General features: G+C 57.3%; 9 protein-coding genes and 1 tRNA gene. 5 read left to right on the top strand and 5 right to left on the bottom strand.

The window, feature by feature from the left end; genetic code table 11:
* Position 1: 1 nt before the first annotated feature.
* The 3 genes from P8935_RS05970 (at position 2) to P8935_RS05980 (ending at position 6,576) form a co-directional block, all read left to right on the top strand.
* Complete coding sequence (locus P8935_RS05970; protein WP_348264078.1) at positions 2-1,873, top strand: DUF3857 domain-containing protein; 1,872 nt, start codon at positions 2-4, stop codon at positions 1,871-1,873.
* A 2-nt stretch (positions 1,874-1,875) separates the two neighbouring features.
* Positions 1,876-3,867 carry a DUF3857 domain-containing transglutaminase family protein gene (locus P8935_RS05975; protein WP_348264079.1) on the top strand — a complete coding sequence of 664 codons (1,992 nt, stop codon included), beginning with the start codon at positions 1,876-1,878 and terminating at the stop codon, positions 3,865-3,867.
* Between the two features lie 150 nt (positions 3,868-4,017).
* On the top strand, positions 4,018-6,576 hold the full coding sequence (locus P8935_RS05980) for a VacB/RNase II family 3'-5' exoribonuclease (RefSeq protein ID WP_348264080.1): 2,559 nt from the start codon (positions 4,018-4,020) through the stop codon (positions 6,574-6,576).
* A gap of 17 nt (positions 6,577-6,593) precedes the next feature.
* Here the strand turns inward: P8935_RS05980 and P8935_RS05985 are convergent, their stop codons facing one another.
* On the bottom strand, positions 6,594-6,956 hold the full coding sequence (locus P8935_RS05985) for a DUF4870 domain-containing protein (protein WP_348264081.1): 363 nt from the start codon (positions 6,954-6,956) through the stop codon (positions 6,594-6,596).
* Between the two features lie 225 nt (positions 6,957-7,181).
* Entirely contained in the window at positions 7,182-7,877 is a 696-nt protein-coding gene (locus P8935_RS05990; RefSeq protein WP_348264082.1) for an SOS response-associated peptidase, read from the bottom strand.
* Between the two features lie 103 nt (positions 7,878-7,980).
* Between P8935_RS05990 and P8935_RS05995 the strand changes: the two genes are divergently transcribed.
* Both P8935_RS05995 and P8935_RS06000 read left to right on the top strand, forming a co-directional pair.
* Positions 7,981-8,253, top strand: coding sequence for an oxidative damage protection protein (locus tag P8935_RS05995; RefSeq protein WP_348264083.1), 273 nt, complete (start codon positions 7,981-7,983; stop codon positions 8,251-8,253).
* A gap of 157 nt (positions 8,254-8,410) precedes the next feature.
* A tRNA-Pro gene (locus P8935_RS06000) sits at positions 8,411-8,487 on the top strand.
* 727 nt (positions 8,488-9,214) lie between these two features.
* Here P8935_RS06000 and P8935_RS06005 read toward each other — a convergent pair.
* The 3 genes from P8935_RS06005 to P8935_RS06015 all read right to left on the bottom strand — a co-directional run bounded on the left by P8935_RS06005 (position 9,215) and on the right by P8935_RS06015 (position 11,758).
* Entirely contained in the window at positions 9,215-9,745 is a 531-nt protein-coding gene (locus tag P8935_RS06005) for a MerR family transcriptional regulator (protein WP_348264084.1), read from the bottom strand.
* Between the two features lie 271 nt (positions 9,746-10,016).
* Complete coding sequence (locus tag P8935_RS06010; protein ID WP_348264085.1) at positions 10,017-11,123, bottom strand: NADH:flavin oxidoreductase/NADH oxidase; 1,107 nt, start codon at positions 11,121-11,123, stop codon at positions 10,017-10,019.
* Between the two features lie 140 nt (positions 11,124-11,263).
* Positions 11,264-11,758, bottom strand: a complete 495-nt coding sequence (locus tag P8935_RS06015; RefSeq protein ID WP_348264086.1) for a hypothetical protein — start codon at positions 11,756-11,758, stop codon at positions 11,264-11,266.
* Positions 11,759-11,842 lie beyond the last annotated feature (84 nt).

An 11,842-nucleotide genomic window follows, 5' to 3' on the forward strand; every position in this document is an offset into this window, starting at 1 on the left:
GATGACATCTGATTCCAAGGCGCCGGGTGCTGACGCCGTCTATCTCTATCGTGAAGAGAGGTCAGACGACAATCTCCACTACCACAGCTACTACGTGCGCCTCAAAGTGCTCACGGAGAAGGGCAAGGAACTAGCTACCGTTCGCACCCCTTACGAACGCCGTAGCTTTAAAGTGACAGACATCCAGGGTCGCACCATCCATCGCGATGGCACCGTGATTGCGCTCAATACCAAGCCATCCGATTTGACCGACGTCAAGACCAAGGACTATCAGGTCAATACCATGGTGTTCACCCTGCCCAGCGTTGAGGTCGGCAGCATTCTTGAATACCGACTCCAGATCCGCTATGACGACGACATGGTCTCGTCGCCAACATGGCAGGTCCAGCAACCGTATTATGTCCGCAAAGCGCATTACTTCTTCCAGCCATCCTCAAAGCTTGAGTACATCACCAACTCTCGCGGCGATCCGGCCAACAAGCTGATGTATGGGGTGATTGGCCCGAAAGATACAAAGATCGTGAGCGACACTACCGGTCGCTACACATACGACGTCAGCGATGTTCCCCCAATTCCCACGGACGACTGGATGCCGCCGCTCAATAGCATCCACTGGCGTGTCGAGTTTTACTACACCGGCTATACCAGCGGATCGGAGTTCTGGCAGAAGGAAGGGAAGCGCTGGGCTAAGGAAACCGATCACTTTGCCACCCCGAGCAAGGCCCTGAAGGACGCGGTCTCCAAAATCGTCGCCCCCACTGACACCGATGAGCAAAAAGCTCGCAAACTCTACGAAGAGGTGATGAAACTCGATAACACCGACTTCACGCGCGAAAAATCCAGCGCCGAACGCAAGGCCGAAAAACTAAAACAAATCAAAGACGCTGAGGATGTCTGGAACCAGAAGAGCGGTTCTTCCGACGACATTGCCCTGCTTTATGTAGCCCTCGCCCGCGCTGCCGGACTTCACGTCTATCCGATGCAGGTGGTCGACCGCAACCGTGCGCTCTTCGACCAGAATTATCTGTCGCTTTCTCAGTTGGATGATTACATTGCCGTCCTTTCGATCAACGGGAAGGACGTGTTGGTCGATCCGGGCGAAAAGATGTGCCCCTTCGGCGTGCTGCATTGGAAACATTCCTACGCATCCGGTCTCAGGCTGACAGATAATGGGCCATCCGGCGGTACAACCCCGGCGGTGGCTTATACCACGTCAAGCATAAGCCGGGTCGCAAACCTCCAAATCGACCCATCCGGAAATGTGAAAGGAGTTGCGCGTTTCATTCTTACCGGACAGGAAGCTTTGCACTGGCGCCAGCTTGCACTGAGGAATGACGAAGCCGAAGTCAAGAAGCAGTTCACCGAGAGCATTCATGCCGACTTACCGGACGGTGTTCAGGCTGACTTCGATCATTTTCTCGGTCTCGATCAGTACAACTCCAACCTCATGGCTTTCGTAACCGTCTCCGGTGCTCTCGGAACCGCGACTGGAAAACACTTCTTCCTCCCCGAACAGTTCTTCCAGGCGCACGCAAAACATCCCTTCGTTGCGCAGGATAAGAGAACCACACCCATCGACGTGCACTACCCGCGTATGGAAACGGATGAGGTTACCTACCATCTGCCGTCGGATTTTTCCGTAGAGATTCCGCCACCGCCCGGAGCAATCACCTGGCCTGAACACGCCGTACTTAAGGTCGTTGCCGCTGCCAAAGATAATGACGTCACCATCGGCCGTACTGCAGCATTCAACTTCACCATGCTGCCGTCGAATCAATACGGCGATCTTCACGATTTCTATCAAAAGGTTGCCACCGCCGATCAACAGCAGCTGGTGCTGACTCGTTCGCAGACCGCTGCTAAAGGAAATTGATCATGGAAATTCGGCTTCGGGCCTTTCCTAGTCTTCAGCCCCTCACGATCGCAGTTGTTTTGGCGGCCATCTCGACCCCGGGCTGGGCCGGCCTTTTCAACAAGAATCAGCCCGTGCCCGATTGGGCTCTTCAAGCCAACAAGACCCACACTCCCGACTATGCAAAGGACGCGTCATCCGTAGTCCTCTATGAAGAGTACGTGGAATCTGTCGATGGTAACGGCCGTGCAACAGAACGCCATCGCAAGGTGCTGCGCGTTCTTAAACCACAGGGACGGAAAAATTATTGCGACGTTGGTTACGACGTCGATGAAAAGATCAACTACTTCCGAGCATGGACCATTGCAGCCGACGAAAAGCAATACATGGCGCAGGACACCGATTTTGCCGAAGTGGGGGACACCAGCGTTCCGATTATGCTCTCCACGCATAAGCTTCGCGTCGCGGTTCCGCCGGCCATCGATATTGGCGCAACGGTAGTCTGTGAATCGGAAGAAATTCTGCAGCCCTACTTGCATGAAACCATCTGGGATATTCAGCAAAACACTCCGGTCGTCTTCCAGGCGCTTGAAGTCGATCTCCCTGCCGGGCGCCCGCACGCGCAATCCTGGCACAGCTTCAAATCGGTTGCCGCGGTGGAGGTTTCCCCGAATCATTGGCGCTGGGAATTGAAAGACATGCCCGCGCTCGATCTGCGCGACATCCCTTCGCGTCCGGAGTGGGAAGCGCTTGCGGCTCGGATGAGCGTGCAATGGGGCGACGCTGCGGTGGAGGGAACTGACAACGAGTGGAAGGCAATCGGACAGTGGGTCACGACGCTCGAAGCGGACCGCCCGGTGCCTTCGCCCGAGATCACGTCCTTTACGCAGACACTGATTGCGGGTGCCCCGGATTTCTACACCAAGCTTAGCCGCATTACCGATTCCATCCAGAAAAACATCCGTTACTTCATCGTCGAGCGCGGCATCGGCGGCCTGCAGGCTAATCACGCCGCCGACATCTTCCGCAATCGCTACGGTGACTGTAAAGACAAGACCACCCTGCTGATCGCCATGTTGCGCGTAGCCGGCATCAATGCGTATTACGTCCCGGTGGATGCGCGCCGTGGCATCGTCGATCCTGAAGACCCATCACTTTACGGCAATCACATGATCACCGCGATCGAGCTTCCAGCCGACGTGAACGACTCACGGCTGCTCGCGATTGTGAAAGCGCACGACGGCAAACGCTATCTGATCTTCGATCCGACCAACCAACACACGCCCGTGGGAAATCTGCCGTCGTACCTGCAGGGAAGCTATGGCACACTCGCTGCGGGTCCGGCTAGCCAGATCATTGCCCTTCCTGTGCTGCCACCCGATGCCAACGGCAATGTCCGCAAGGGCGCATTCACGCTGGCTTCCGACGGAACGCTTAGCGGCCAGGTGGACACAACTCACTTTGGTCCTGAAGGAGCTGAACTGCGTCACGATCTTAAGGATTCCGACGAAAAGGAACGTCGCGAGTCACTGGAGACGGCCATCTCCCACGATGTGCCCGGCGTAGTCCTCAACTCCTTTCAATTCGTTCAGCCGTCTGAACTCGACAAACCGCTCGAGGTGCACTACAAGTTGACAGCCTCGCAATATGCGCATCAGGCCGGAACCTTGCTGCTCGTGCGGCCGCGCGTTGTGGGCTCGCACGCCATGGCGTTTAATGACAAGCCGCGCACTGTTCCCATCGACCTCAGCGCGACAGGTCACTGGCATGACAGCTTCGACATCACGCTGCCATCGGGCTACGTTGTCGATGAGACGCCGGACCCGGTTAATCTCGATCTTGATTTCGCCAGCTACCACTCCACCATCACTACTAAAGGGGACCAGCTTCACTATGAGCGCGAATTTGTCGTTCGCCAGGTGGAACTCCCTGCCGCCCGCGCCGGAGACTTCCGCAAACTCGAAAGCGCCATCCTGATGGATGAGAAGGGAACAGCGGTCCTCAAAAAGCAGTGATCAAGTTTCTCCATGGGGGGATGCAGGCCGCGCGGTATTATGCGTGCGGCCTACTTTTTGGCGCTTAACCTTTGTCAATGGTCCTGCAAACGCTTGCCAGGGAATTGAACCAGCGCGCCATACGCCGCTCCGTTGTCCTACTCTAAAGACATGACCGATCGGGAACTGCTGGCGCAGATCGCACGTTCCGCTGGCGGCAAAGCCGGATACAAGCAGCTTGTCCGCGAACTCGGCCTCGGCGGAGGCCGCGAGCGCCGTCTTCTCCTCGAACAGCTAGCCCGCATGACGGCACGCGGCGATCTCGTCAAGACAGACCGCGAGCATTGGAGCATTCCCAGAAAGACCACCGGCGGTACCCGCGATAACCTCATCGCCGGACGCCTCGACCTGCATCGAGACGGCTACGGATTCGTGCGCCCGAATGCCCGCCAGGGAGTCGCGAAAGAAGACGACGTGTTCATCCCACCCGACGAGATCAACGGCGCCATGCAAGGCGATCAGGTACTCGTTGAACTCGCTCCACCCCGTAATGATGGCCGCCGTCTCGGCCGCATCGCCCGCATTCTCGAGCGCCGCAACCCCACCGTCGTCGGCGTATTTCACTACGCTCGCTCCGAACGCGAAATGGGAAATAAAGTCATCCCCTTCGACGAGCGCATGACGCAGCACATCGTCATCCCCTACGGCCAGGAGATGCCGGAGACTGAGCAACCGGCCACGCCGCATCGCGTTCTCGGCAGCGAAGCAGCCGCAGCATCTCCCCACCCAGACGACCTTGAAGGCCTCGTAGTCGACGTCGAAATCACGAGCTGGCCCACGCCTACACGTCCGCCCATTGGTCGCATCATTGAAATCCTCGGTGATCCCGACGACTTCGGCGTCGACGTTGAGATGATGATCCGCAAGCATCAGCTTCCTCGCGTTTTTCCGGACAAAGTATTGGCCGAGGCCCGTGCCGTCGCATTTCTCGATGATGTCGAAGTCAATCGCCGCCGCGATTTCCGCGAACTCCCCATCGTCACCATCGACGGCGAAACTGCGAAAGATTTTGACGATGCAATCCTCGTCACCGAGCGCCCCGATGGCGGATACGAACTTCAGGTCCACATCGCCGACGTCGCCGAGTACGTAGGCTCGGGCACAGACCTTGACCTTGAAGCGCGCCTGCGCGGCAACAGCGTCTATTTCCCTGATCGCGCCATCCCCATGCTTCCGCAGGAACTATCAACCGATATCTGCAGCCTTCGCCCCCATGAAGACCGTCTCGTTCTGAGCTGCATCATGCAACTCAGTTCAGCCGGTCGCATAGAGAGTTTCGAAATCGTCGAAGGCGTCATCCGTTCCGCCGAGCGCATGACCTACACCGCCGTGCACGCGATCCTTGAAGGCGACGCGGAAACCCGCGTCCGCTATGCCCCCCTGGTCGCAGACTTCGAGCGCATGCGCCACCTCGCCGGATTGATGAATAGACGCCGCGAAGAGCGCGGCTCCATTGACTTCGATCTTCCCGAGCCTGTCATCGAATTCGACGAGCAGGGCCAGATGCGCGGAGTCACCAAGTCAGAGCGCACCTGGGCCAACCGTCTCATCGAAGAATTCATGCTCGCAGCTAACGAGTGCGTCGCTACCTGGATTGAAGATCTGGGCGTGCCTTCGCTCTATCGTATCCACGAAAAGCCTGAGCCGCGTCGTGTCGTGCAATTCGAAGAACTCGCCTCCAGCTTCGGCTATACCCTTGGCCTGGGTGCGCTGCCCGTCAAACGCATTCAAACCCGCGGTGATCGTCGCGATGCGCAGCGCACCGGCCGCAGTGTCCGCACGCATGAAGTGCCGGAAGACATTGCTGTCACACCAAAGATGTATCAGAAACTCACTAAGCGCATCGAAGGCAAACCTGAGGAGCGCATTCTCAGCTACCTGATGCTCCGTTCTCTCAGCCAGGCGCGCTACTCCGAGATCAACGAAGGCCACTTCGCCCTGGCTGCACCCACCTACACGCATTTCACTTCGCCCATCCGCCGCTATCCCGACCTCATCGTGCACCGCATTACAAAGTCGTTGTTGCGCGATGGAGTTGTCGGCAAAGCGGAAGTCGCGGAAGGCCGTCACAGTTCGCCATGGACCCATCCCCACGAGGCGCTCAAGGGCATCGTCATCCATCACGCCAAAAAACTGAAGCCGGGGGAAGGCTTCAGCGGGGAACCACCCATTCCCGAGGTCGAACTGGCACAGATCGCAGAAGAGACCAGCCAAACAGAGCGCCGCGCTGCTGAGGCCGAACGAGAACTGGTGGAATGGAAGAAAGTTCGTTTCATGCAGGATCGCGTCGGTGAGGAATTTGCAGCGCTGGTCCTCAATCCCACCAAGTACGGTCTGTTCGTCGAGCTGACCGACCTGTTTGTCGAAGGCCTGGTGCCCATCGACACCCTGCGCGACGACCGTTACACATTCCGCGAGAACACCCACGAAATCGTTGGCGACCGCTGGGGCCGAACCTTCCGCGCAGGCGACCGCGTGCAGGTAATCCTCGATCGCATCCTTGCACAGGAACGCCGGCTGCAATTTTCAATTGTGGAAGAAGGCATCACGCTCACCGGCAAAAAGCAACCGAAGGCCTCGCCCAGTTCTAAGAAAAATCGGCGCAAGGACAGCTCAAATTCGGGATCGAAAAAGAAGAACCGCCATGTCAGGAAATCAAAGCGCCGCTAGACTGCGATCCCCGAGGCCTAGCCCTTCATCGCGAGCTTTTCGGCAATGGACCCGAGGAGCGGGATCCTGAACCGCCTGCCATTCATAGCCTGGATAACGCAAACCAGCCAGAGAATGAGCCAGAGCAGCAAAATGATCCTCAGCGTATAGGCGAGAGCGGCTGTCCCCAGAAACAGGGTTAGAAGCGCGATGGCTCCAAGAATGATGTCGACCACAAATGCCGTGATACACAACAACACCGACTGCCACGCGTGAAAGCGAACGTAGCTGCTTTCCTTATACGGCGGAAGAAGAAGAAAGACGATGCCCGGGATAAACGTGAAGTAAGAAATCGCGCCAGCCGCGTTGTCTGAAATTCCGGTTCGAGTCGCTACGGTCATAACAATCCTCTCCTGCCCCGAATGATCGATTCCACGATTGATTCCGGAATCGCCTCCAGGATTTTTCAGACTTCCACATTGCGGCTCGGCTCGGGGCAAACCCAATCCGTAACCCACAACATAGGCTTGGTCATGCAACAGGATTTACTTAAAGAAAGCGCCTGAGCACAGGGAAAGTCAAGCGGAATCACGGCATTGGCCGCTCCCCGGTACTGTGGGGATCACTTAGAACAGTTGCTGCTGCACCGGCTGCTCGGTCAACAAATCCGGATCGTCATTGCGCACGTTGCCTACCCGCTGGTCCACGGCCCAAATCCGCATCTTTTCGGCCGGATATGGTCGTAGTAAGTCAACCGGGGGTCGTGTCGGGTCGCCGGGATCCATCCATCGCGCATAGTCGTGCGGCGCCAGGATCACCGGCATGCGATCATGCACTTTCTCGGCCAACTCGTTGGGATCGGTTGTCAAAATCGTGAAACTCTCCAGCGGCTCGCCTTCCTTCGGTTTCCAACGCTCCCATAGACCCGCAAAAGAGTATGGCTCCCCACTCTGCATCCCAAAAGCAAATGGCTGCTTAGTCTTCCCTCCAGCATGCTGCCACTCGTAAAACGCATCCGCCGGAATCAGGCAGCGCCGCGATTTCAGTGCTTCCCGGTAAACGGGTTTTGCGGCTACCTCTTCGGCGCGCGCATTGATGGTCGTGTATCCGATTTTGGCGTCCTTCGCCCAGAACGGAACCAGCCCCCAGCGCATCAGCGCAAACTCTGGCTTGCCTGTATCTGCGTTCAAGCGCACCGCCGGTTGGGTGCTCTGCGGAGCAGCGTTATATGTCGGCGCGAACCAAGGCATGTCCTCGATGTCCACGCCGAACCAGTCGGCAAGAACTTCCTGCGTAGATCGACGCGCAAACCGGCCGCACATGCCCTCAGAATAGCTGGCCGCCCGCCAGTTCCACCAAGCGCCTGCCGGTTGACCTCAAAAGCGCCGTGCACCATCCAATACAATGAAATCAGGAGCTGGAACGATGGCGCATATGGTTTTTTGTGTTCGCAACAAGCAGGAGATGGAGGGTCTCGATGAGCCGCCCTTCGATTCGGAGTTTGGTCAGAAGATTTATAAGAACGTCTCGAAAGCCGCATGGGCCGAATGGGTCGACCGGCAGAAGATGTTGCTGAACGAGTACCGCCTTCAGCCCTGGACCCCCCAGGCGCAGAGTTTCCTGGTCGAACAGATGGAGCAGTTCTTCTTTGGCGAGGGCTCCGCGCTCCCGTCGGAGTTCGTGCCACCATCTCACTAAAAGGCGGCGTGGCGTGCGGCTCTCATCGATTTGCAATTACCTGCCGGTTCGAGTAGTAAAGACGGCGTTAGTCCGCAGAAGTCCGAAGCCTCCTCGCGCTGGTGTAAACTGAATCAGAACCCCATGGGCCGGCTCATACGAGCCGGCCCGACTGTGTCGGGACGTGGCTCAGCCTGGTAGAGCACTCGCTTGGGGTGCGAGGGGTCGGCAGTTCGAATCTGCCCGTCCCGACCATTTTGTCTTACCTAAGATTTCAACCGGCCTAGGTCCCAGTGGACGACCCACGAAGTACTCCACTCTTGGAACCTGCCCTAAAAAAGAGCGGCCGCGAGGTCGCTCTTTTGTGCGTCTTTTGAGCGCGAAGAGAGGCTCAGATGCTCTCAACCTTCTTGTTCCTGAGAGATTGCCCTACGTGAATGGGTGGGTAATCGCAATCTGCAAGAACCCACTCCCTGTTCTTTCCGTCCGTCAGATCTGAGTCGAACAAGATAACTGTCTTGCAATGCCCGCAGCGGAACCCCAGGGATCCTTTGACCCAGTTGGTTTTTTTGAACCAGCCAAGATCGGCTGGTCCCACCTTAAGGGCGCTCTGGCAACTTCCGCATTTCACCTTCTGTGTCCATTCGGTTCCAACTGAAATGATTTCCATTCGTATCTCCTCTTGCGATCGCGGGTTGTCGCTTTGCTGGGCCCTGGGTCGGTAAGGCCCGGTGAGAAGTCGCTACACAGGCAGTAAGGTAAGTCATCAGACACTTCTCTGGCCGGGTGCTAGGGATTTTAATCGACAACGCCGCATCGCAAGCAAGCATCTTCCGCATTGCCACGATCTTTTTTTAGTCTCAACGAAAGGGAAGCGCAGCACATTCCGTTCTGCCGCTGTTAATAATGGCACGTGCAGAAATGCGAGGTCACGTGTACGTTTCTTCTTGGTGGATTTTGGTAGTTGCTTTAAATCGGAAAGCTAGGCGTCAAACAGTGAGCCGGAAGCATTCTCCAATGCGGGGGGGCGTGCGGCTCTACGGCGTAGCGGCTGCACCGGGGGTATGGTCGCGGTCGCCGGAGAACCTAGTATGCCGGCAATCTCGCGCAACTCGGCACGGGCTCGACCGATAACCTCCGCAAGCTTGTCGTGCTTCTTCGTAACAGCCGATGCAGGCGCCTGTACCTGCGCAGCAGGAACTGCGGTTGCAGCCTGCGGCTCGGATCCAGACCGGCGCGCTTGCCCCAGCGCTTGGCGCGCACCCGAGAGCGTATAGCCTTCGCCATACACAAGTCTCTTGATCTCGACTGCGATCTCTACATCGCGCTTGCGATAGAGCCGTTGCCCCGTGCCGCTCTTGTTTGGCTTTAGCTGAGGAAACTGCGACTCCCAGAACCGCAGCACATAAGGCTCGATCTTGCAAATACGCGCCACGTCTCCAATTTTGAAATAGAGACGGTCTGGTATTGTCGGGGTCTCGACGGCGCGCTTCGGGGATGGATGCGATGCCATAGCTAATACTTAAGGCCCGCGCAATTACTGCGGGATCACTGCTCTCGCAATTCCTGAGTCAATGTGTCACGAAGCCATTCCACTCAAGTCGACGCGACCATCAGGGAGCGGCGACCTTCCGCAGTCAAAGAAAAGTGACGGCAACTCAGGAACTGCCGTTAGACGCAGTATAGGCCACCACTTGCACCTGAAGTGAAGCAAAATCCACGCCGCCGTCGCTTTCTCGCCACGAATCTTGTTGAAAATCAGGCTAAAACTGCATGATTCAGCCTTACTTCGCCCGCTCCACCGCTGCTCGCGCAATCGATCCCTGCGGTGCCGCGCGCAAATACTGCACTGGCCAGCTCGCGGTTTCGCCCAGTTTTGCAGCTGCATGCAGAGGCCAGTAAGGATCGCGCAGCATCTCCCGCGCCAGCAGAACGATGTCCGCTTCGCCATTGGCCACGATGTCGTTCGCCTGCTTTGCTTCCGTAATCATCCCCACCGCAGCCGTCGGCATTCCCGTTTCTTTGCGAATCCGTGCTGCAAACGGGACCTGGTATCCCGGCCCCAGAGGAATCTTCACGTGCGGCACCTGTCCGCCCGACGATACATCCACTAAGTCGACGCCATGCTCGCGCAGTTTCGCCGCCAGCAAAACCGACTCATCGGCAGTCCAACCGCCCTCGGCCCAGTCCGTCGCCGAGATGCGGACAAACAGTGGCAAGTGATCGGGCCACGCCGCTCGAACCGCGTCTGTCACCTCCAGCAGGAGCCGGATGCGGTTGTCGAAACTGCCGCCGTATTGATCGACCCGCTGGTTAGCCAGCGGCGACAGAAACTCGTGCAGGAGGTATCCGTGCGCAGCGTGAATCTCCACGACGTCGAACCCGGCTTTGTCGGCGCGCTTTGCCGCATCCGCAAACGCACTCACTACGCCCGCAATCTCCGCCTCATCCAGCGCTTTGGGCACCGCATAGCTCGGCGAGAAAGCAATCGCGCTCGGCCCCTCCGGCTCCCATCGTCCTTCTTCCGAGGTCAGCAGCCGCTCTCCGCCAAACGGCGCCGTCATGCTTCCCTTGCGTCCCGCATGAGCAAGCTGCATCCCTGCCCGCGCGCCTTGCGCATGAATGAACCGAACGATCTGCGCAAGCTTTGCGATGTGCTCATCCTTCCAGATGCCCAGGTCGTTAATCGAGATTAGGCCCTCCGGCATCACCGCCGAGGCCTCCGTCATCACCAGCCCCGCACCACCCTGCGCGCGAGCGCCAAGATGAACCAGGTGCCAGTCATTCGCGAACCCGTCCTCCGAAGAGTACTCACACATCGGCGAAACGCCAATGCGATTAGGAAACACCACAGACTGCAATTGAAAAGGCGAGAAAAGAGGATGGCTCATAAGGTATTTAGTATTCCGTTCATTTATAGATGATTCTGCGCCCAACTTCGACGCATAGGTTTCACTCTTCATCAAAGTGTTACTGACGAGTTGCCCACCACTCGGGACCTTCATTCGTTCTGATGGGCTGAACTACTGAATTAACCAGCCACATGAGATTGCCACCATGTGGGCTTCTTCACAAAAAGGGTGACTTGACCGGGAACAGGCGTGAGTTTTCGACTGATCTTGGTGGGGCACCAAATGCCGCCAGCGGAATCCGGCTTACCGATCACGCCCATCGACTCAATCTCTTGAAGCGTTGCCTCCACTCCACTCCCGCAACCCTCCTTGTGGTTGTTTGGGACGGCATCAAGCTCGATCTTATTCCCGGATCGACAAGAGAACGGCACATCTGCGGTACCGGTTTTATCGGTCACCGCGTACATAATCGGGGAGTGTGAAATTTCATCGCACATATAGGAGACATCGACTCCGGCTTGAGGCTTACCATCAAGCGCATCGAGGACCAAGACTCGCACGGTCGGTGAATTGGTTTGGTGCTCCGATAACGATTGCGCCGCTACTATTTCGGCCGCAACAGAGAACACAATCAGGGCAAGCTTGCTCGTTGCCCTACTTCTTGTGATCTTCATGCCGGTGATTGTAGTGGTTCGCCCTGCTTGGCGATTGGTTCAAGTGTGACACTTCTCTGACTGAGACAGCCCCGCAAAAGAGTG

The organism is Telmatobacter sp. DSM 110680 (assembly GCF_039994875.1).
Lineage (GTDB): Bacteria > Acidobacteriota > Terriglobia > Terriglobales > Acidobacteriaceae > Telmatobacter.